Source organism: Niallia sp. 01092 (genome assembly GCF_052318935.1).
Lineage (GTDB): Bacteria > Bacillota > Bacilli > Bacillales > Cytobacillaceae > Niallia.
In genome coordinates this window covers 1-22,277 of record NZ_JBQRKO010000030.1, presented here as the reverse complement: position 1 = coordinate 22,277, position 22,277 = coordinate 1, and the positions used below count along the sequence as shown (strand labels likewise).

Annotated in this window: 20 protein-coding genes, 1 pseudogene and 1 other annotated feature; of the genes and pseudogenes, 12 read left to right on the top strand and 9 right to left on the bottom strand. The window is 34.0% G+C overall.

Annotated elements, in window-relative coordinates; translation table 11 throughout:
- Positions 1–10 precede the first annotated feature (10 nt).
- The 4 genes from ACTXGU_RS20350 to ACTXGU_RS20335 all read right to left on the bottom strand — a co-directional run bounded on the left by ACTXGU_RS20350 (position 11) and on the right by ACTXGU_RS20335 (position 3,958).
- Positions 11–538, bottom strand: coding sequence for a sortase (locus ACTXGU_RS20350; protein WP_443483356.1), 528 nt, complete (start codon positions 536–538; stop codon positions 11–13).
- A gap of 52 nt (positions 539–590) precedes the next feature.
- Complete coding sequence (locus ACTXGU_RS20345; protein ID WP_443483355.1) at positions 591–1,547, bottom strand: processed acidic surface protein; 957 nt, start codon at positions 1,545–1,547, stop codon at positions 591–593.
- Positions 1,548–1,682: 135 nt separating this feature from the next.
- On the bottom strand, positions 1,683–3,236 hold the full coding sequence (locus ACTXGU_RS20340; protein WP_443483354.1) for an ABC-F family ATP-binding cassette domain-containing protein: 1,554 nt from the start codon (positions 3,234–3,236) through the stop codon (positions 1,683–1,685).
- A gap of 170 nt (positions 3,237–3,406) precedes the next feature.
- Positions 3,407–3,958 carry a pyridoxamine 5'-phosphate oxidase family protein gene (locus tag ACTXGU_RS20335; RefSeq protein WP_443483353.1) on the bottom strand — a complete coding sequence of 184 codons (552 nt, stop codon included), beginning with the start codon at positions 3,956–3,958 and terminating at the stop codon, positions 3,407–3,409.
- Between the two features lie 108 nt (positions 3,959–4,066).
- Between ACTXGU_RS20335 and pdxR the strand changes: the two genes are divergently transcribed.
- A complete protein-coding gene (gene pdxR, locus ACTXGU_RS20330) occupies positions 4,067–5,461 on the top strand; it encodes a MocR-like pyridoxine biosynthesis transcription factor PdxR (RefSeq protein WP_443483352.1) in 1,395 nt (464 codons plus the stop codon).
- A 37-nt stretch (positions 5,462–5,498) separates the two neighbouring features.
- Positions 5,499–6,071: a hypothetical protein gene (locus ACTXGU_RS20325; protein WP_443483351.1), complete on the top strand. Its 573-nt coding sequence runs from the start codon at positions 5,499–5,501 to the stop codon at positions 6,069–6,071.
- 6 nt (positions 6,072–6,077) lie between these two features.
- Here ACTXGU_RS20325 and ACTXGU_RS20320 read toward each other — a convergent pair whose 3' ends face one another.
- Together ACTXGU_RS20320 and ACTXGU_RS20315 are read right to left on the bottom strand one after the other, a co-directional pair.
- Positions 6,078–6,464 (bottom strand): Hsp20/alpha crystallin family protein, encoded by a 387-nt coding sequence (locus tag ACTXGU_RS20320; RefSeq protein ID WP_443483350.1) that lies wholly within the window; start codon positions 6,462–6,464, stop codon positions 6,078–6,080.
- Between the two features lie 202 nt (positions 6,465–6,666).
- A complete protein-coding gene (locus tag ACTXGU_RS20315) occupies positions 6,667–6,810 on the bottom strand; it encodes a small acid-soluble spore protein P (protein WP_443483349.1) in 144 nt (47 codons plus the stop codon).
- A 350-nt stretch (positions 6,811–7,160) separates the two neighbouring features.
- On the opposite strand from ACTXGU_RS20315, the gene ACTXGU_RS20310 reads away from it, so the two are divergent.
- The 4 genes from ACTXGU_RS20310 to ACTXGU_RS20295 all read left to right on the top strand — a co-directional run bounded on the left by ACTXGU_RS20310 (position 7,161) and on the right by ACTXGU_RS20295 (position 12,424).
- Positions 7,161–7,418, top strand: coding sequence for a hypothetical protein (locus ACTXGU_RS20310; protein WP_443483348.1), 258 nt, complete (start codon positions 7,161–7,163; stop codon positions 7,416–7,418).
- Positions 7,419–7,685: 267 nt separating this feature from the next.
- The gene (gene acnA, locus ACTXGU_RS20305) at positions 7,686–10,391 is read left to right on the top strand and encodes an aconitate hydratase AcnA (protein ID WP_443483347.1); all 2,706 of its coding nucleotides are present in this window, start codon (positions 7,686–7,688) and stop codon (positions 10,389–10,391) included.
- A gap of 203 nt (positions 10,392–10,594) precedes the next feature.
- The gene (locus tag ACTXGU_RS20300) at positions 10,595–10,984 is read left to right on the top strand and encodes a rhodanese-like domain-containing protein (protein WP_443483346.1); all 390 of its coding nucleotides are present in this window, start codon (positions 10,595–10,597) and stop codon (positions 10,982–10,984) included.
- Between the two features lie 431 nt (positions 10,985–11,415).
- Positions 11,416–11,667, top strand: a binding site (T-box leader).
- Positions 11,668–11,728: 61 nt separating this feature from the next.
- Positions 11,729–12,424: an SAM-dependent methyltransferase gene (locus ACTXGU_RS20295; protein ID WP_443483345.1), complete on the top strand. Its 696-nt coding sequence runs from the start codon at positions 11,729–11,731 to the stop codon at positions 12,422–12,424.
- Between the two features lie 108 nt (positions 12,425–12,532).
- Here ACTXGU_RS20295 and ACTXGU_RS20290 read toward each other — a convergent pair whose 3' ends face one another.
- The 3 genes from ACTXGU_RS20290 to ACTXGU_RS20280 form a co-directional block, all read right to left on the bottom strand.
- Positions 12,533–12,865 (bottom strand): cupin domain-containing protein, encoded by a 333-nt coding sequence (locus tag ACTXGU_RS20290; RefSeq protein WP_443483344.1) that lies wholly within the window; start codon positions 12,863–12,865, stop codon positions 12,533–12,535.
- 153 nt (positions 12,866–13,018) lie between these two features.
- Positions 13,019–14,005 (bottom strand): D-2-hydroxyacid dehydrogenase, encoded by a 987-nt coding sequence (locus ACTXGU_RS20285; protein WP_443483343.1) that lies wholly within the window; start codon positions 14,003–14,005, stop codon positions 13,019–13,021.
- Positions 14,002–15,222, bottom strand: coding sequence for an aminotransferase-like domain-containing protein (locus ACTXGU_RS20280; protein ID WP_443483342.1), 1,221 nt, complete (start codon positions 15,220–15,222; stop codon positions 14,002–14,004). Before ACTXGU_RS20280 ends, ACTXGU_RS20285 begins: the two co-directional genes overlap by 4 nt.
- 564 nt (positions 15,223–15,786) lie before the next feature.
- Here ACTXGU_RS20280 and glnA point away from each other — a divergent pair.
- The 6 genes and pseudogenes from glnA (at position 15,787) to ACTXGU_RS20250 (ending at position 22,255) form a co-directional block, all read left to right on the top strand.
- The gene (glnA, locus tag ACTXGU_RS20275) at positions 15,787–17,121 is read left to right on the top strand and encodes a type I glutamate--ammonia ligase (protein ID WP_443483341.1); all 1,335 of its coding nucleotides are present in this window, start codon (positions 15,787–15,789) and stop codon (positions 17,119–17,121) included.
- Between the two features lie 556 nt (positions 17,122–17,677).
- On the top strand, positions 17,678–18,610 hold the full coding sequence (locus tag ACTXGU_RS20270) for a manganese-dependent inorganic pyrophosphatase (protein ID WP_443483340.1): 933 nt from the start codon (positions 17,678–17,680) through the stop codon (positions 18,608–18,610).
- A gap of 244 nt (positions 18,611–18,854) precedes the next feature.
- Positions 18,855–19,552 (top strand): annotated as a pseudogene (locus ACTXGU_RS20265) (response regulator transcription factor).
- Positions 19,549–20,928 (top strand): ATP-binding protein, encoded by a 1,380-nt coding sequence (locus ACTXGU_RS20260; protein WP_443483339.1) that lies wholly within the window; start codon positions 19,549–19,551, stop codon positions 20,926–20,928. Before ACTXGU_RS20265 ends, ACTXGU_RS20260 begins: the two are co-directional and overlap by 4 nt.
- Entirely contained in the window at positions 20,929–21,615 is a 687-nt protein-coding gene (locus ACTXGU_RS20255) for a PepSY domain-containing protein (protein WP_443483338.1), read from the top strand.
- Between the two features lie 136 nt (positions 21,616–21,751).
- Complete coding sequence (locus ACTXGU_RS20250) at positions 21,752–22,255, top strand: PepSY domain-containing protein (protein WP_443483337.1); 504 nt, start codon at positions 21,752–21,754, stop codon at positions 22,253–22,255.
- Positions 22,256–22,277 lie beyond the last annotated feature (22 nt).

Below are 22,277 nucleotides of genomic sequence, written 5' to 3'. Positions count from 1 at the left end.
CCTTAACCATTCATAATGTAGCGTCGACAGATTTAATTAGATCTGCTGTAATGATATATCGTTGTGGTGCATCACCAATAAAATAGAATGGATAACAAGTAGTTAATGTTAAGACAGGTCTTGATTTTGGAGTTAAAATGTCTCGGCTATCAGCAGATACGATATCAATTTTTCTTACTTTATAATAAAATGCTCCATAAACTGTTTGGATCGAAATAAAATCATTTCGTTTTACATCCTTTAATACACGAAAAAAAGTATCTCGATGCCCTGATAATACACTATTATTTTGTTCTCCTGGAAAAGAACTTCTAGTAAAATGACCGATTCCTTTATTTAATACTTTATCATTCGTTCCTTCATAAATATCGATAGACTGATCTACAGATGGTAAATAAATAGCGCCGATCCATGCTCCTTCTTTATAAAACTTCCGCGTATTTAACTCTTGCTTCTCCATTTTGTTAAATTGTTTATCTGGAATACGTAATGGAATCTCACTTTTTAAAAGCAAACCACCATGATAAAAAACAAGCAAGCCTCCAATAAAAAGACAACAGTACCCGATCCATCTAGAAGAAAGAAACCGATTATTTATCATGAATTTTTTTATTTCTTTTCAAAAAAATATATAGAACGCCAACTAAAAGGAACAGATATCCAAGAAAAAGGAACAATGGGTGATTGGAAGCTGTATTCGGCAATTGGGAATAATACAAGGTAGATAGCTCGCTGCTTAGTTCAGTAAGACGAACCACTTTATCCGCAGCATCAACAGCAAAACGGCTGGATAATTTTTCAGGTGAAATAACCGTATCCATTACTAATTTTTCTTTTTCGTCATGTAGCTCCAATGCTACAGTATCATCAGTTATATGATCTAAGAAGTGTTGCGGTTTTAATGCTGAACGTTTTCCATTATCATCTACCGTGTAAAACATAGGCTGTAATCCGAGGGTATCCATCATATTTTTCCAAAGGGAAATTAATTGCCCTTGTTGTTTTGTTGTTAATGGCTCTTCTTGATCAAGGGAATCAATCGTCTCTAATGTTTCTTTCCATTCATACACTTTATCTTGTAAAACTTTTGCATCTAATTGTTTAAAATGGTCGTACAATTGTTTTTTTTCTTTTTCCGTTATACCAACACTAATTAGAAATTGTTCTAGATTTTCCATTGTTTGTTCATGGTTTTGATAAAAGTCAATTGCAACATCCAAGTCTTCTATAAACCAGAAATCTTGGACTGTTTCGTGAAAACCTGCTAATAAAATATCTAACTCTTCTCTTGTCAAATTATAGGATTGTAATAATTGCTCAAGTGAATCAGGGGTAATTGGAGTTCCTAAACACTCCTTTAATTCCTTTATATTATCAAAATCGTCGAGCTTTATTTCTTTAAAAGACAAGTAGTTTTCTAAATCTTCTGTTGTCCATCCTAATGATTTGGCAAGTGCGGCAACTTCTGTTTCGGATGGAGCTGCTAATGCAGCACTTGAAAAAGTGCAGCAAACATAAACAAATAATATAGAAAGAATCCATTTCATGAAAACAAACCTCCAATTAAATTTACATCATTGGTAGTATTTGTTTATACATGAAAAAAATACGAAAAAAATAATATTTTCCGCCATGAAAAAAGGCGCAGAACTGTATGTAACAGCTGCGCTTTTCTTCTTTATTTAAGCATTTTGATTAGACCAAGCTTCTACATCCCAAACTTTTGTTACCCAATCTTCATAAAAATCCGGTTCATGGCAAACAAGGACAATCGTCCCTTTATATGCCTTTAACGCTCTTTTTAATTCTTCTTTTGCAACTACATCTAAATGGTTCGTTGGTTCATCAAATAATATCCAGTTGCTTTCTTCCATTAATAGTTTGCATAAGCGTACTTTTGCTTGTTCACCACCGCTTAATTGGTTCAGAGGTCTTGAAATATGCTCATTTTTTAATCCACAGCGTGCAAGAGCAGCACGAACTTGATGTTGATCCATAATAGGGAAAGCATTCCAAACATCATCAATCGGCGTCATATTTCCTGCGTTTACTTCTTGTTCAAAGTAAGATGGATATAGAAAGTCGCCACGTTCGATTTTTCCGCTAATTGGATCGATTTTTCCAAGCATTGTTTTTAATAAAGTGGATTTCCCGACACCATTGCAGCCAACGATTGCAATTTTTTCGCCGCGTTCAATCGAAATCGACATTTTAGGCAGAAGGGGATGTGTATAGCCAATTTCAAAATCTTTCCCTTCAAACACATATCGGCTGCTTCCGCGAGCTTCTTTAAACTCAAAGGTCGGTTTAACGGCCGTCTCCGGACGATCAATGCGTTCCATACGATCTAATTGTTTTTGTCTACTTTTTGCACGACCAGTTGTTGAGTAGCGCGCTTTGTTTTTGCTGATAAAATCCTCTTGCTTTTTAATAAACTCCTGTTGTTTTTCATAGGCGTTTATATGCTGGTTTTTATTAATCTCAGCAAGTTCTAAAAATTTATCGTAACTTGCCGTGTATCTTGTTAATTTAGAAAACTCAAGATGAAAAATCACATTAGATACTTGATTCATAAATTCCGTATCATGTGAAATTAGCAGAAAAGCATACGGGTATTCTTTTAAATACGATGTCAACCATTTAATATGCTCAACATCTAAATAGTTGGTTGGTTCGTCTAATAATAATACTTCTGGCTGTTCTAACAAAAGTTTTGCAAGCAATACTTTTGTTCTTTGTCCACCACTGAGTGCGGATACATCGCGATCGAGTCCAATTGCATCCAAGCCTAAACCGCGTGCAGCTTCTTCAATTTTTATATCAAGTGTATAAAATCCACCAGCGTCCAATTTATCTTGAATTTTGCCCATTTCTTCTAGTAAAGCTTCCAATTCCTCTGGAGTAGCATCGCTCATTTTCGCAGTTACTTCATTTAATTTTTCTTCTTCTTTAAAAAGAGGCAGGAAGGCATCTTTTAATACGTCTCTAATCGTTTTTCCTGGTGTAAGAACAGTGTGCTGATCTAAATAGCCATACTGAACACTAGGAATCCATTCGACTTTTCCACCATCATGGATAAGCTGACCTGTAATAATATTCATTAATGTCGATTTACCGACACCGTTTGCTCCTACTAAGCCAATATGATCTTCTGCTAAAAGGCGGAAAGAAACATCTTTAAATAATGTTCGATCCCCAAATGTATGACTTAAATTTTCAACATTTAATAAACTCATGTATCATTATCCTCGCTTTATTAAAAAAGTAATTCATACGTTTCATCATACTAGAAGTAGCAGTAGAAAACTAGACTTCATTCTATTTTTATTTTTCCTAAAATATTAATATCATGCAGGCGAGTCAGCTTCATATAAGTTTTTATAGAAAAGAAAGGAAAAAAACTATTCTAATTGTTCCTATCCATCTGTACCGTTCTGCCAGGAGTGAATTTATTTTCTTCCTGCAGCGGATTTTCCTTTCCTGTTATTTTTTCGGGAATCAATTGGTAGACAACTGTTCGGCTTCCTAATGAAGATTGATATTTTTCCACATGTGATGAAGATAATGGACGATCATAGTAGCCAGGGACATACTTTTCGAGCATTTTTTGCATTACTTCTGTGCATTCTAATACATCTTCTACTTTTTTCACCTTTCCAAATACGATAGCACTTTTATAAGCGGTATCTGTGTGTGCTGGAACAGGGTGGCATATTGTCCCTAGATCGTCACTAAGTGTAAAACAAGCGTGATTATTTTTCTCAATAATCCGTACTTTTCTGCCAGCATTTGCTCCATGAAAATAAATCGTGTTTTGATGCCAAATAAAATTTAATGGAATAACATAGGGCTCTACTCCGTCTGTTAAACCAAGGTATCCCGTTCTTGCAGTATGCAAAAATGCTTCAATCGCCTGTTGATCAGTTATTTCTCTTGTAGAGAATCTCATTTTATTCATATCCTTTTTCTTCCTTTCTATGTATGTTACACTTATTGTAAAAAATATATGTCTTATAGAAAAGTGACAGAAATAAAATTTTAATAGGTACAGATTAGAGGGGGAAACATGTTTTTACAAAAAGAGACTAAATCGCCACTTTACATGCAAGTATATGAATATTATCGAAAAGAAATATTAACTGGCAATATAAAGGAAGGAACAAAACTTCCTTCTATTAGACAGTTGTCGGAAATGTTAAAGGTGAGTAAAAATACGATAAATGAGGCATATCAGCAATTATTGGCAGAAGGTTATGTGGAGAGTAAACAGAAAAAAGGTTTTTGGGCTTTGAAACTGGGGGATAACGTAACGATTCCGGAACGAAATTTGAAACCACTTCCTATTCCATTGGAACAACCAACAACAGAAGAACACATGATTGAATTTGAGTATGGTGACATTGATTTATGCCATTTTCCATTAAAAGCTTGGAAAAAAAATATCGCAGAAAGCATCGATTCTTTAGAAAAAGAAGTCATGTTATATGGGGATAAAAAAGGATACTATCCATTGCGAGTAGAAATCAGCAAATATTTATATAAGGCAAGAGGAATCATATGCGATCCTCAGCAAATTATGATTACTGCAGGTACACGAAATGCAATCAAGCAAATACTTTCTTTTATTAAGCCATCTCTGCAAGTGGCAATGGAGAACCCAGGATATGATGGGGTGAAAAAGGTCTTTCAAAAGGAAGGATGCTATTTGCATGATATTCCAGTATCTGTAGAGGATGGGTATAGTGTCGAATGTTTAAAAAATAGCAACTGTCATCTAGCTTATGTAACACCATCCCATCAGTTTCCATTAGGTTTGATCATGCCAATTGCTAAACGGATGCAATTGCTGCAATGGGCTAACGCTAATAATGCTTATATTATAGAAGATGATTATGATAGTGAGTTTCGTTATGAAGGGGCCCCGGTTCCAAGCTTAAAAGGATTGGATACAAATGATCGAGTCATTTATTTAGGCACCTTTTCTAAGTCATTTTTGCCTGCTGCTAGAGTAAGTTATACGGTGTTGCCACAAAGTTTATTAAAACATGCTAATGAACATGTTGAATCGCAGGCAGCTTCTCCTATCATTCAAAAAGCACTTTCTTTGTTTATGCAAAAAGGGGAGTTTGACCGGCATCTTCGTAAAATGCGCAAAGTATATGAAGAAAAACGGACAATATTAGTGCGAAGTATAAAAAAATATATGGGCAATAAGGTAGAGATTATTGGAGAAAATTCAGGGTTGCATTTATTGGTTTTCATTAAAGGGAATGATCCAGACAAACTTTGCGAAAAAGCAAAGTTATTCAACATTAACATTTACTCTGCAGAACAATATTATTGGAGAGAAAAAGGAAGGCAAACATACCCGATCATATTCGGTTTTGGAGGAATAATGAAAGAAGAGATAGAAGAGGGCATTAGATTATTGGCTCATGCCTGGTTTGCTGATAAGGGATAATCAGCATCTGACGATTAGGTAGGAAGGAGGGTCTTTTATGGGTACATATTTTACTGCTTATTTTGGATTAAAAGAAATAATAGACTCTATATTAATTATCGTATTTCTTATTCATGGGATAGTTAATGCCTATATTAGTACAGATGAGCACGCAATTCATACCTTTTTGCAAAAAAGGCTGGAGAGTCCATATTATCGTTTTTTATATTCTTTAACTAACCATGATGATAAAGGAGTGATCGAATCTTACCGCAAACTGGTAACAATAAAAACAAACAAAAAGAACTATGCTTATTTTACGGTCCTTTTTTCTTTTTATTTTAATAATATGAAAGGAATGGAAGACGAAATAAATAAACTAAAATCACCGCAATACCGTTTGTATTATCAAACATTATTTCTTCTGAAAAAAGAAGGACCATTCGTAAAAGCTCAACCATTAATGAATATGAAACGAAAGTGGATGAAGGAATCTATTTTTGCCGAGCAAGCAGAAATGCTAGGACAAATGGAAGAAGCACAGTTACATGCAAAAAAGGCGATACATGCTGCAAGAGGCTTTCAGTATTATCAATTGAAAAAGTATTATTGGGGAAAATATGGCATCTAAATAATTTTAATGAATAGGAATAAGTTTATTTTGGCGTGTACAAATAGAATGTTTGCAAACAAAAATCTCCAAAATGTCACAAGTAAAAACGGCTGTTATTTTTTTTGTATCAACCGAAAACGGAAAAAATATCGTTCGTTGTTTTTTAATCGTCTGTGAATTTAAGGGAGAAAAAGCGAAGATGGTGATAAAGTTATTTTCTGCTGTGATCGTAATATTTTCTTTGGAGTAATCACGTAACAATGCCTCTACAATATAACTAGTATCTGTTTCGTATATATCAATTCTGAATTCCGTTTCATCTAAATATGTGGTGAAAGGATCTAAAAAAAATTCTTTTAACCATTCTTCCATTTCACCATTCCATTTCGAAGGTTTTTTCTTGTTATTCATAGTAAATCCTCCTTATTATTACACATCTTATTCTGTTAAAAAGGAAGATGTGAATCAAAGGAGAATGTCATGTACTAAAGATAACGGGTTCTTTATTTTTCAGTGTGTAAAAAGATTTTAAACTGACAAACGCTTCACTTTTTATACAATCGTTTTCCGATAGCCTTAGGAGAAGAAAAGGCTTCTCCTAAGAAAAGTGATTTTACATATCATGGCTGCTGTTATGCTTTTGACGAGTATGATTTCGATTTTTTACTTTTTTACTGCCGCTTAACGGTTCTGGTTGTCCAGTTTGGTGGCCTTTTGGAGCATTTTTGCGCATATCTTTACTGTCATTTTTATTCATATAACATCCCTCCTTTTATTAGAATGTAGAAATATCATCAGTTTATACCGAATATTTTTTTGAACTCTTGCACATTTTAACGGTAGAGTTTTTTATATAGAAAGTAGATTTTTTTAATGCTGTGTTAAAGCTAATTGTTGATTTTGATACGTTGTTGATTGGAGCGGAAGGCGTGAAGACTCCTGCGGCAAAAAGCGAGTCAAAGGGAGACCCCACAGGCGCACAGCGCCGAGAAAGCTCCCGAACCGCCCGCGGAAAGCGAACGCCTCTCGCTGCAATCAATAGGCAAGTTTAACAGAGCCTTTTTTTAATATGTGAGGAAACACTTTAATATATTTAGGAGGAATTCCATGTTATATCCAAAAAATAAACAACAAGCGTTTCAAGCAGCTCAAAGAGGCTTAATTGAAACAAAAACATTATATGAAGATATTGTCAAAGATTCTGCAAGCTATGGACATCAATTAAAGCATTTAAAACAAGAAATTAACGAAACATATGCACAAATTGAAAATGCATTAGAAGTTGCTTCTGAACATCAAAGAGAACAATTAGAAACATTTCAAAAAGATTTAAAAACAATAGTAGATGAGGTAAACGACATTTAAAAAGTAAACGACTAACAAGTCAGACAATATCTAACTAAATTTTGTTAGGTAGAGTTGTCTGGCTTTTGTTTGTCATCTATATATTTCCTTCAGTTGCAATAACATAAGATTATCTTATTATAAATGATAACTTTATTATAATTTACTTATGAATAAAGTTATATTAAAATTAAAAGCAGTAAATAGGGAATAGAACGGATGAAAAGTACGAATTGTTCGACTATTATTCTATTATTGGTATATGATTACATAGAGGGGGTAATACATATGGCAAAAGATATATTTAATGCTCGAAAATCATTTGAATTGGATGGGAAGCGTTATCATTATTATCAATTAGCTGCTTTAGAAGAAGCTGGAATCGGTAAAGTTTCCAACTTGCCGTATTCTATTAAAGTTCTATTAGAATCCGTGTTAAGACAAATGGATGGATTTGTAATTAAAGAAGAACACGTTGAAAACTTAGCAAAATGGGGAACAGATAAAGTGCAAGCAATCGATGTTCCATTTAAACCTTCACGGGTAATTTTACAAGATTTCACTGGCGTTCCAGCTGTCGTTGACTTAGCATCTTTGCGTAAAGCGATGGCTGATCTTGGAGGAGACCCAGATAAAATTAATCCTGAAAAACCAGTAGATTTAGTTATTGACCATAGTGTCCAAGTAGATAAATTTGGTACACCTGATGCATTAAAAGCAAATATGGATTTGGAATTTGAACGCAATGCAGAACGCTACCAATTTTTAAGCTGGGCTAAAAAAGCATTTGACAATTATCGTGCTGTACCGCCAGCAACCGGTATTGTGCACCAAGTAAACTTAGAATATTTAGCAAGCGTTGTTCATGTTAATGAAACCGATGCTGGCGAGTTTGAAGCATTCCCTGATACTTTAGTAGGAACTGATTCACATACGACCATGATAAATGGTATCGGTGTGCTTGGATGGGGTGTTGGTGGAATTGAAGCAGAAGCAGGCATGTTAGGTCAGCCTTCTTATTTCCCAGTGCCGGAAGTAGTAGGGGTCAAACTTGTCGGTGATATGCCAAATGGTTCAACAGCTACAGACCTTGCTTTAAAAGTAACGCAAGTGTTAAGAAGCAAAGGGGTAGTTGGAAAATTTGTAGAGTTCTTCGGTCCTGGTGTCACGCAGCTGCCACTTGCTGATCGTGCGACCATTGCAAATATGGCACCTGAATATGGAGCAACTTGCGGATTTTTCCCTGTTGATGAAGAATCTCTCACCTATATGCGTTTAACTGGACGATCTGAAGAACAAATTAAAGTAGTAGAAGCATACTGCAAAGAAAATGGATTATTTTTTAATCCTGCTTTAGAACCAGTTTATTCAGATGTGGTAGAAATAAACCTTTCTGCAATAGAAGCAAACCTATCTGGGCCAAAAAGACCTCAAGATTTGATTCCATTATCAAAAATGCAGCAATCATTTGTTGATTCAGTGACTGCGCCAGAAGGAAATCAAGGTTTTGGTTTAAAAAAGGAAGAATTCGACAAAAAAGTGGTCGTTGATTTTACGAATGGCGACAAGACAACGATGAAAACAGGATCAGTTGCCATTGCTGCGATTACAAGCTGTACCAATACATCTAATCCATACGTATTAGTAGGTGCAGGACTAGTTGCGAAAAAAGCAGTAGAACTTGGTATGGAAGTCCCTAAATTTGTGAAAACATCATTAGCGCCAGGTTCAAAAGTAGTAACTGGATATTTGCGAGATTCTGGACTATTGCCATATTTAGAACAAATCGGCTTTAATCTTGTTGGCTATGGTTGTACAACATGTATTGGAAACTCTGGTCCGTTACTTGAAGAAATTGAAAAGGCTGTAGCGGATTCTGATTTACTTGTTACAAGTGTTTTATCTGGTAACCGCAACTTTGAAGGACGCATCCATCCGCTTGTAAAAGCAAACTATCTTGCTTCACCGCCATTAGTAGTAGCATATGCTTTGGCAGGAACGGTAAATATTGATTTGCAGAAAGAAGCAATCGGAAAAGATAAAGATGGCAATGATGTATTTTTCCAAGATATATGGCCATCTACTGAAGAAGTAAATGAAGTGGTTCACCGTACCGTGACACCTGAACTATTTAAAAAAGAATATGAGCGAGTATTTGATGATAATAAACGTTGGAATGACATTCAAACAAATAGTGATCCATTGTACACATTTGATGAAACATCCACTTATATTCAAAACCCGCCATTCTTTGAAGGATTAACACCTGAGCCAAATAAAGTGCTTCCATTAAAAGGATTAAAAATAGTTGGGAAATTCGGCGATTCTGTTACAACAGATCATATTTCTCCAGCAGGTGCAATTGGCATCAATACTCCTGCCGGCAAGTATTTAAAAGAAAACGGTGTTGAACCTCGTGAATTTAACTCTTATGGATCTCGCAGGGGGAACCATGAGGTAATGATGAGAGGAACATTTGCCAACATTCGTATTCGCAATAAAATTGCTCCTGGAACAGAAGGCGGTTATACTACTTACTGGCCAACAGGAGAAATCATGTCTATTTATGATGCATGTATGAAATATAAACAAGACGGAACAGGATTAATGGTTATTGCAGGTAAAGATTACGGGATGGGCTCTTCACGTGACTGGGCAGCAAAAGGTACGAACCTTTTAGGTATAAAAACAGTCATTGCAGAAAGCTTTGAGCGGATTCACCGTTCCAATCTTGTCTTAATGGGTGTGCTGCCGCTTCAGTTTAAAGACGGAGAAAACGCCGAATCTTTAGGATTAACAGGAAAAGAAACATATCATGTGAATTTAGATGAAACAGTCAAGCCGCAAGATTATGTAAAAGTAACAGCAATGGATGAAGAAGGTAACAAAACAACATTTGAAGCATTAGTTCGTTTTGATTCTGAAGTCGAAATCGATTATTATCGACATGGCGGTATTTTACCGATGGTATTAAGAGATAAATTAAAAAACTAAAACCAAGTAAACGATGGGGCAGCTAAATTAGTATGTACGTAAAATTCCACTATTCATATTTTTATTTTATGAACTAGAGGAGTTGTACATACTGATTAGCTCTTTTTTTAAAAGTTCCATGTTGTCGATATATAAAGCAAATTATTAGATAAATACAGCGTAATTTGATACGATTTACATGACAAACAAAAGGAGGAATGAAAATGACTTTAACTTTTGGTAAATTAGTAGAAGAAGCACAAAATAATGTTCCAGGCATCTCATCGATTGAAGCGAAAAAAAAGATAGAAGAACAACCAACTACATATATTATTGATGTACAGGACGCAGCTGATGCTGGTGCATGTGGGCTGATTCCAAGCAGTGTAAATATTTCTTTAGGCATGCTTCCAATTCGTGCTGATTTAGAACTTCCAGAAGAATTTCGCAATCCAGAGTTAGCGGATCGCAACCGCCCAATTTTAGTAACATGTGGTTTAGGAGGACAAGCTGCGTTAGGTGCCTATTTACTTAAAAAAATGGGCTTTACAGACGTTGCTTTTATTGAAGGTGGAACAACTGCATGGAAAGACGCAGGTTTTGAAACAGTTTAAATAAGAAGAGACTTCTATATATCTATATAATAGATAAGGTATGTAATTCTATTTTTATAGAAAAACAAATGCAATTAGCAGACCAAATCGCTCGATGATTTGGTCTTTTCGTCTTGTTATTATTCATATATTTACGCTTAATATATGAGACGATAGTGTTTTGAGTAGGGTTGGAATGACTTAATTCCTTAAATCAACCATATCCATAAGTAACTCCAATAGAATGAATTCCAGTATTATTCGCACCTATAATATCGTGCTTCCTGGCTCCAATCAAAGAAGATTTCTTTATTGCTAATTGGTAATTCTCATTTTGTTTTACTAAGGATGCGTTAGTAAAATAAGATTGCAAATGTTTTGACTATCTTCTGAGTTTGTTATAAAATGATAAAATCAAGAAAATGGTAATTTTGGTAAATGACATTCGAATAAAAAATGCGATGATGAAGAGGAGTAAACATAAAGAACACTTCAGAGAGCTGATGGTTGGTGGAAATCAGTGTGGAAATCTTGTTGAATGGGCTTCTGAGCAGCCAAACTGAACGAATAGTAGGTTATGGCGGAAAGTCTTACCGATATAAAAGAGACAATGTATCGAAATAGCATAGATTATTTCTGTACAGTAAGTGCGTTTATTTTTAATAAACGAAATAAGGTGGCACCACGGGTTTCTCGTCCTTTTACTAGGATGAGAAACCCTTTTTTTATGCATAAAAACTGAAATATTTAAGGAGATGGAAACCTATGAGTAAATCTGGATTAGACTTGGAACGAATCATTTTTATTGGTAGAACTTATGAAGAATATTTACATATGTTTTCCCTTTCATCATTAGAACTAAATGGCAAGAAGATACTCGATTGTCCAGCAGGAGCTTGCTCATTTACAGCAGTTGGCAACAAGTTTGGGTTAGATGTGACGGCAGCTGATATTGCCTATTATCACTCAAATGAAGAATTAAAAAATAAAGGGCTGAAGGATATTGAACACACAGTGGAAACGATGGAAAAAGCGAAAGACAATTTTCTATGGGATTATTTTGAAAGCGTAGAGGGATTAGGAAGGCATCGAACCAATGCTTTAATAGATTCTTATAACGATAGGAAGAAAAATAGCAAGAGATATATACCAACTACTCTTCCATCTTTGCCGTTTAAAGATAAGGAATTTGATATTATCCTTTCTGCTCATTTTTTATTTACGTATTCTGACCGATTAGATGTTGATTTCCATATCAGCACATTGAAGGAATTATTGAGGGTTTCAAAAGAAGAAGTTCGTATTTTTCCATTAGTTGATTTAGAAGGAAACCGATATCAACACTTAGATGAAATAATAAGTTATCTCGAAGACAATGGCTGTAAGGTTGAGGAGGTTAAGGTTTCATACGAGTTTCAAAAAAATGCTAATTCGATGTTGAGAATAAAGAAAATAGGGTAGGAGAGCTAATTATACTATTAACTCATTAAGCAAGTTTGTAAAAAAAGTAGAATTGATAAGATTAATAGTCTCTGTTGATTAGTAAAAACACCAATGATTATTGGTGCTTTAAGAAATTCCATTAATATCGTTATCTTTTTTTTCGAAACAAAGATTTACAGTTCTAGTATTTGATCTTGTTCTATGTTGTGTATGTGCTGGTACAGTGAAGGTTTCTCCAGGTAGTAATGAAATGCTTTTATTATTTTCTAGGTCAATTATCAGTTCACCTTCGAGTACCATAAATAATTCGTCGGTTTCATGCTCGTGCCAATGAAATTCACCATCGATAACAGCGATTCTTAAAACATGATCGTTTATATCTGTAACTACAAAATTATTATATTTATTAACATCTGAGACTAAGTCTAATAAGTTGATTTTTTGTAAATTTTGTTCCAACTTATATATCTCCTTTCAAAGTTAAAAATAAACATTCTATCATTTATGTAGTAGATAACAATAATAAACTAAATTAGCAAGTTAGGGAAAGGTATATTCCTTTCCCTACACCCAATACCAATTCGTCTATTATTGTCATTGTAAGTACTTTTCTTAATACCCTAATTTTTTATCTACCACATTAATGAGTTCCTGCCCATTTTGAAAACGGTAAACATTTTCTAAAAATATATTCATATAACGTTCCATGCTTTTTGGTGAAAAATAGGCGTTATGTGGCGAAATAATGACATTATCTAGTTTCCAAAAAGGATGATCCTTTGGCAAAGGTTCTACATCAAACACATCCAAAGCTGCTCCTGCAAGTTTTTTTGTTTGTAAAATCTCTAATAAATCTTGCTCTGCAACCGTGTTCCCACGCCCAACATTTATTAAAAAGCTCGTTGGCTTCATTAATTGGAGCTTTTCTTTATTAATAATATGAAATGTTTCTGGTGTAGAAGGAAGTGCTAATATAAGAAAATCGGATTCTTTTATGACCATATCCATTTCTTCTAATCCGACTACTTGATCAGCTGGATCCTCTTCTATTGTACGGGTAGGCCTTTTTCTGCAGCCAATAACGGTCATATCAAATGCTTTACAACGCTTGGCAATTTCTTTCCCGATTTCTCCATATCCGATAATCCCTACTGTTGCACCTTCTAAATCAGTAATGGAAGTATTTTGCCAAATTTTATTTTGCTGATTTTGAATCATCGCTGGAATTCCTCTAGCAAAACTAGAAATCATGGCAATAGTATGTTCTGCAATAGGTACAGAAGTGCAGCCTTTTGTATTCGTAATAATAATATCACTGTTCAGTGTTCTTTCATTCAGAACACTATCTAAGCCAACACTAATGGATTGGATCCACTGTATATTAGGTGCTTGCTCGATAATGTTTAAATGATCATGTAAACCTAATGTTAGTATAATAGTACATTCGGACAAATTATGCTGCACTATAGGTTCATCTTCTCCGTATGTCCAAGGCTCAAACATTACCGTTGCCCCAAGCTGTTTTAATTGATCTATAAATTTTTCTGGAATATTATTTCGAATATAAATAACTAATTTCTTTTGGTCTGTATGAATCATTTATTAATTTCCTCAGGCGTTAATCTTTTTACATAAGCATAATACGTGTTGGCAAGACGTTTGATTGCCTCTGTAATTTTTTCTTCATTACAATAAGTAAAACATAGTCTCATCGTATTAAAACCTTCATCCTTTAAGTAGAAATGTCGTCCATCTAAGAAGGACACGCCTGCCTGCATTGCCTCGTCAACAAAAGCACTTGTATTAACACCAAGGGGGAAGGTTAACCATAGGAAAAAACCACCATCTGGCACTACGAAAGATACATCATCTCCGAAATATTCTTTTATTGCACTTACCATCGCATCTTTTCTCGATTTATATGTGGCGCTTAAATACTGAATATGCTCTTCTATATCGAGCTTCTGAAGCACATTGTATACTACTTCCTGTACGTAAACACTTGTAAAACCGTCCGTTTTTAAGATGCGCATTTTATCAATTACTTGTTTATTTCCTATAGCCCAGCCCATGCGAATACCTGGTGCAATCACTTTAGAAAAAGTACTCAAATAAATGACTCTTTCCGGTCCAAAGGAATGAATGGATGGTAAATAACTTCCATCAAATGTAAGTTCAACATAAGCATCATCTTCCAAAATAAAAAAGTTATATTCATACGCTAATTCGGCAAGTTTTTTTCTTCTTTCCAACGAAAGATTAACCCCACCTGGATTATGATAGTTCGGCATGACATAAAGGATTTTTGGCATCGGTTTATTATTTGCTCTTGCTTTTATTAATGCTTGCTCTACTAGATCTACTTGTAAACCATTTTCATCGATAGGAAAGGAAGTAAGTTTTACTTCTGCTAGATGAAAAGAACGGATTGCTCCAAAAAAACAAGGGGCTTCTATCCATAAATCATCACCAGGGTCCGTCAATGTTCGTGTCACAAGATCAATGGCTTGCATGCTTCCTGCTGTAACGAGAATTTGATCTTCGTTTGCATAAACTTCACGGAGTTTGGAACGAGATTTTATCCATTTGACAATATTGCTTGGACCAGTACCTCCAAGATAGGAAAGTGCACCAGTTCCTTGTGTTTTCATTGCTGCTTCCGTTGCTGTTACCATAGTCTCAAGTGGAAATGACTCTGGTGCAGGAAATCCAAATGACAACGGAATAACATCCTCTAAACTGCCTGCAAAGGAAGAACCTATGATAGGCATATCAGGAAATCTTTTGCTAAGAGTAAAAGGTTTTAATGCATTCATAAAGGTAACACCATCCTAAAATTAGTTGAAATTAACTGCTTATTTGAAAATTTAACACTATTCTAAAAATTTATCCATTATAATTATAAAAAAAATAGTGTTATTTTGGAAAAATTTTTAATTTTTTTCGGTATAGTGAAATAATTAAAGATATAAAGATTGAAAGGCTATTGCAAAAAACTAAACTACCTTACTAAATATCTATAATTTCACTTCTATTCTATTAAGAATTTCATTATGGAAAGAAACATCCTATTTTGTTCTTCATTCTGTAAGTTAGGAAACCATTACATAAATCCCGCTAGTGTTAATATATGCTATTTATTTCGAATAGGGAAATAAAAAAGAAAGGAATGATAAAAAATACGTAGTATTGCCTTGTTTTTTTCACAAATTCACCAAATTTATTTATGTTTAAATTTGTTCAAAAGGATGAAAGCGTTATCTAGTAAAATTTTTAAAAAATACTGAAAAACTTTTTAAAAAAACATTGTATAAAAATCAAAGATTACTTATAATGGATTCAGGTTAAATAATAGAACATGAATTGTGAGGTAAAATGACATGGCACAGATTACATTAGAACAAATTCAAAGTACAATTAAAGAAAAAAGCGTTCAATTATTACATCTTCAATTTGTTGACATTGAAGGAATCTTAAAAAATATCACTATTACTGCTGCACAATTAGAAGATGCTGTAGAAGGTAAAATCATGATTGATGGTTCATCTATTAAAGGTTTTTCACCTATTAATAAATCAGATTCTTACCTACAACCAGATCTAAATACATTTGTAGTAATGCCTTGGACTGAAACAGAAGGTTATTCTGAAGCACGTTTCCTTTGCTCTGTTACAAATCCTGATGGAACTTTATTTGAAGGGGATACTCGTAACGTTCTTAAGAAAACAGTTGCACGTGCTGCTGAAAAAGGTTATTCAATCTCAGTTGGTCCAGAATTAGAATTTTTCTTATTCGAAACAGATGGAAAAGGATATCCAACTGATGAACTAGGCGATCTTGGTGGATATTTTGAGCCATCTCCTAAAGATTTAGGCGAAAAAGTTCGTGTTGAAATTTTCAAAACGTTAAAAGCTATGGGCTTTACAATTGAAGCACTTCACCATGAAGTAGCAGAAGGCCAACATGAAATTAACTTTAAATATGCTGATGCATTAACTGCAGCAGATTTATCTACTACATATAAATGGGTTGTTAAAACTATTGCAGCTCAGTATGGATTATTTGCAACATTTATGCCAAAACCAGTTTTCGGTATTAATGGTTCAGGTATGCATGTTAATATGTCATTCTTTAAAGATGGAGAAAATCTATTCTTTGATGAGTCTGATGAATTACAGCTTTCAACAGAAGCATATTCATTCATTGCTGGAGTATTAGAAAATGTTAAGAGTTTTGTTGCGATAACAAATCCTTTAGTAAACTCTTATAAGCGTCTAGTACCTGGTTATGAAGCACCTTGCTACCTTGCTTGGTCTGCATCAAACCGTTCAGCATTAATTCGTATTCCTGCTAAACGTGGAATGGCTACTCGTGTTGAGCTTCGTTGTCCAGATCCATCTGCTAACCCATACTTAACATTTGCAGTAATCGCTTCTGCAGGTTTAGATGGAGTAGAAAAAGGCTTAAAAGCTCCAGCTCCAATTAACGAAGATATCTTCCATATGACAGATGATCGTCGTAAAGAGCTTGGAATTGACAGCTTGCCAGGTGGATTAGATGCAGCTATTGCTGAGTTAGAAGCTGGTGAAATCGGTCTTAAAACTCTTGGAGAGCATGTATTCACAGAATATTTAGCTGCGAAAAAAGAAGAGTGGGATAACTACCGTACAACAATCCATGCTTGGGAAATTGATAACTACAAATTTAAATTCTAATTTGTAAAATAGAGGGAAGAGAAAGGTTAACTCCTTTCTCTTTTTTTGTGGAAAGATGAGGAAATATTAGGTTTTTAACTTAGATAAGTGTCTAGCTCTCATGAAAGATAACCGCACGTTTTCTTAAAGTAAGGCTGTTTTCTAAAAGTTTGTTGTTTTTGAATAAAATAATAAATATGGCTTAAGCACTGAGCTGCCTGAATACACGTAGACTCCTGCTTAGAAAAGCGCGAAAGACGAGACTTGTGCAGGAGCGTAGCGACGATGAGGCTCGGCACTCGTCCGCGGAAAGCGAAGCGTATTCAGGCTGCGGGGTAAATCACAATAATCTATACGAAAAAAGCCTAAATAAAAAAACACTTTTTGAGTCAAGAGACCATTTTTCTACAGGGCTGAACAAGGCAACTACGCTTTTCTATATGAATAGTAGAAATTTTTGTTCAGTTCTTTTATTTTTATTGGGATATGTTAAAATAACTGTAGGTGGCTCCATAGGATAGTTAAGATGTACATCTATATGAACCATCATTATTATTGTTACAAGGAGAATTATTTCATGGAAAAAGTGTTAATATTCGGTCATAAAAATCCAGATACGGATACTATTTGTTCAGCAATTGCATATGCAAGCTTAAAAAATAGCTTAGGGATTGCTGCAGAACCAGTTCGCCTTGGCGAAGTAAACGGGGAAACTAAGTTTGCTCTAGATTATTTTAATACAGAAGCACCAAGGTTTATTGAAAAAGCTTCAACTGAAACTAACAGTGTCATTTTAGTGGACCATAATGAGTTCCAACAAAGTGTGGAAGATATTAAAGATGTTAGTATATTAGAAGTTATCGACCATCACCGTATTGCAAATTTTCAAACAAGCGATCCGTTATACTACCGTTGCGAGCCAGTTGGTTGTACTGCAACTATTTTAAACAAGCTGTTCAAAGAAAATGGCGTAGAAATAAACAAAGAAATCGCAGGTCTTATGCTTTCTGCCATTATTTCGGATTCTTTATTATTTAAATCGCCAACATGCACAGAGCAAGACGTAGCGGCTGCACGTGAATTAGCTGAAATTGCTGGTGTAAATGCGGAACAGTATGGTCTTGAAATGTTAAAAGCAGGTGCTGATTTAAGTGATAAAACAGTTGAACAATTAATTTCACTTGATGCAAAAGAATTTCCAATGGGTACATATAAAGTCGAAGTTGCACAAGTAAATGCTGTTGATACAAACGATGTGTTAGCAAAACAAGCTGAATTAGAAGCAGCATTAAACAACACAATTTCTGCGAAAAATCTTGATTTATTTTTATTAGTTGTAACTGATATTTTAAACAATGATTCTGTCGCTTTAGCATTAGGTGATAAAGCAGCAGTTGTGGAAAAAGCGTTTAATGTCGATTTAAAAAATAATACTGCTCTATTAAAAGGTGTTGTATCTCGCAAAAAGCAAATTGTTCCAGTTTTAACTGATACTTTTAATAATCTTTAATTTATAATTAATCTACAAAACAAATTATTATAAAAATGTCCTAAAAGCGTCATCTTTTAGGGCATTTTTATTTGCAAATTAGTACTATTTTTTGTAGTCTTCTTATTAAAATGCTTCAATAGTTTATATATAATTGCATTTGTTGTAAAGGTGCCTTGTCTACACAGTAAATAGTGTGGATTCGATACCACTCTATATAAAAAGTTGTTAATCTAAAAAAAAAGAAAAGTCAGGAGGTTCATTTTTGAAAAAAGAAAAAATACTCATTATTGAAGATGAACAGAAAATAGCAAGAGTGATAACGATGGAATTAGAATATGAGGGTTATGATGTTTGTATAGAAAATACTGGTACAACGGGTTTAGAGAGGGTAATGAAGGAAGATTGTAGTCTCGTATTACTAGATGTGATGTTACCAGGATTAAGTGGCTTAGAAGTATTAAGAAGAATAAGAAATGGCAACAATAACGTGCCAGTTATTCTCTTAACGGCAAGAGATTCGATACCGGATAAAGTTGCTGGGCTAGATTTAGGGGCAAATGACTATGTAACTAAGCCATTTCAAATCGAAGAGCTTTTGGCAAGAATTCGTGCTGCTCTTCGAATAAGTCAGCAACAAATAAAAAAAGAACAAGAAAAAGTATTAACGGTTGCAGATTTACAAGTATTTGTAAAATCATATCGTGTAATACGAGAAAATATTGAAATAGACTTAACACCACGTGAGTTTGAATTATTAGTATACTTACTAGAAAATAAAAATATTGTGCTTACAAGAGAGCAAATTTTAACGAATGTATGGGGATATGATTATTTAGGTGATACACATGTAGTCGATGTGTATATTCGTTATGTTCGGATTAAAATTGATCATCAGTTTGAGAATCCATCATTCATACGATTAGGGGTGTTGGGTATATCATAAAGGATGTTGCATCATGAAAGTGCGCTTGAAAATTCAACTATTTTCCACCTTATTTCTTTTTATTATTATACTAGTAGTAAACATGTTTATTTATTTTCTTTTTCAAAAACTAATTCTTACAGACAATGTAAATAAAACAACGGTGCAAATGGAACAAATAGCCAAGAGCTTGCGTTCAATTTCTGATTCCAATACAGAAAGTTTACTGCGTGCGTACATACCTACAGACGGAATGATTCGTTTGATAAATAGTAATGATTCAGTAGTCTTTACTTCAACAACAGATAAAAAGTATGTAGACATAAATGCACATTTTATCGGAAAACAAACAGAACAAATAATAGAACAAGATGATCGTGTATTTACTGTTACAACACTTCCAGTGATTTGGCATAATGGCGATGTTGTAACATTAGAACTAGCAGAAAATATCCAAAGTAGTATGACTATTTTACATGCTTTACGTATTATTTTAATTATTTCAACCCTTATTGTAATTATTCCGACCTTTCTAGCAGGAAGAATATTATCAAATGTCATTCTAAACCCGATTCAATCGATGATTAATACGATGGAAGAAATACAAATAAAAGGTGATTTGAAAGAAATAGACCTTCCCGAAAAGAAAAAGGATGAACTATATCAACTTGGAGCAACTTTTAACAAGATGATTACGTTATTGAAGAGACAGTTTGAGCAGCAACAGCAATTTGTGTCTGATGCATCGCATGAATTAAAAACACCTTTAACAGTGATAGAAAGTTATGCGAATATGTTAAAAAGGTGGGGAATGAAAAGAGAGGAAGTATTAATAGAAGCTATAGAGGCCATTCATTCTGAATCCATTCGCATGAAAGAGATGACCAATCAAATGCTTGAGCTGGCAAACGCAGATGGCCATTGGAAGTTGGAAATGAATCACCTTAATCTTCTAGCTATTTGTCAAGACACAGCTCGAAATATGGAAACAGTACATCATCGAAAAATCTCCGTTTACAGTGAAAAAAATAAAGTCTCCTTGTATGGAGATCAACAAAAAATAAAACAATTATTATTTATCTTATTAGATAATGCGATTAAATTTAGTTCTGATAGCATCCATATTAGGATTGATACAACCACTACATGTTTGATGATAGAAATTTCTGATAAAGGACCAGGCATTCCAAAAGAGGAACAAGCTTTAATTTTTGAGCGGTTTTATCGAGTGGATAAAGCGAGAACACGTGAAAGTGAAGGTACAGGATTAGGATTATCGATAGCCAAAAAAATTGTGGAAGCACATAAAGGAATCATTTTTGTAAAAAGTGCTGTTAGAGCAGGTACAACGTTTATATGTCAATTTCCTTTAATAGAAGATTACAAAGAAAAATCAAAAGGAGATGGCGCATAAGTGAGAACGCGAAGCTGGCTGAAGCTGCTAGTCTTTCTAGTAGCAGCATTTATCCTTTATATCTTTTTTACTTTTTTAAAAAAGGATGATCTTTTATCTAAAGATGAGGTAAAAGAAATCATATCGAGTAAGTATGAAGGAGATGTGATGGGTTTATCCAAAAAAAAGCAGCAAGGAAGAGAGGTATATGAAGCAAAGATTGAAAATAATAAAGGGTCCTATCATATTTCTGTGGATGCTAAAACCGGAAAAATTGCAAATATTGTCGTTTTATCAAAAAAATATACGAATAATCAAAGTCTATTGACAGAAAGAGACGCTGTTAAACAAGTGCAAAAAAAATACGACGGAGAAATAATAGCAGTACAAGCAATAACGGAAAATGGCATTCGTTATTTTCAAATTAGTTTAAAGTCGGAAAAAGATCCGTATAAAATATTAGTTAACCGTCAATCGAAAGAGATAATACCAGTAAATAACGAAGCAACGGGCAGGATTAAGGAAGAAGCTGCTAAAGATATTGCGCTAAAAAAAATAGAAGGAAAGATAATAAGTATTGATTTAGAGGAAGAGGATGATCAATTTGTATATGAAGTAGAAATAGAAACGGAAAAAAAGGAAGAGGTAAAACTTTATATAAACGCATATAGCGGAGATGTGATTTCAATTAATTGGGAAGATGATTAGGATATTGTAAACTACATTTGGTCTTCATATTTTAGGAGACGTATTTCTTATTTCTCATCAATTTCTCATTTTTGTTCTTCTTTCTTATCATTTTACCACGGTACTATATACGTATAGAAAAAAGGAGGAAGCAAAAATGAAAAATAAATGGATCTGGATTGGAATTGCTGCTGTAATAATTATTAGTACATCAGCTTATTATATTGGGAAAGGAAACGGAAATTCTGTAGCAGCACAACAAAAAATTTCAAAAGAAGAAGCAACAAAACTAGCTGCTGAAGAAACCAATAAAGAGGTAAAAGATGTAGAATTACAAACGAATGCAAATGGGGAAACAGTTTATGAAGTGGAATTGCAGGATGATGTATTAGATCAAAAAGAAGACGAAGATTTATATGTTAATGCGGAAACTGGGGAAGTGTTGTCAAAAAACAGCATGCTAAAAAATATTAAAATAACAGATGAGAAAGCAAAAAAAATAGCGTTAGAAAAAAAAGCTGGAACAGTGACAGACATAGAACTAGATGATAATAATGGAATATATTATTATGATATCGAAGTAGTGCAAGTAAATGGAAAAGATGTAGATATTAAAATATCAGCGGAAAATGGAAAAATAATTCAAATTGACCGTTATTAAAACAACAGTAGAAAACTGTTGT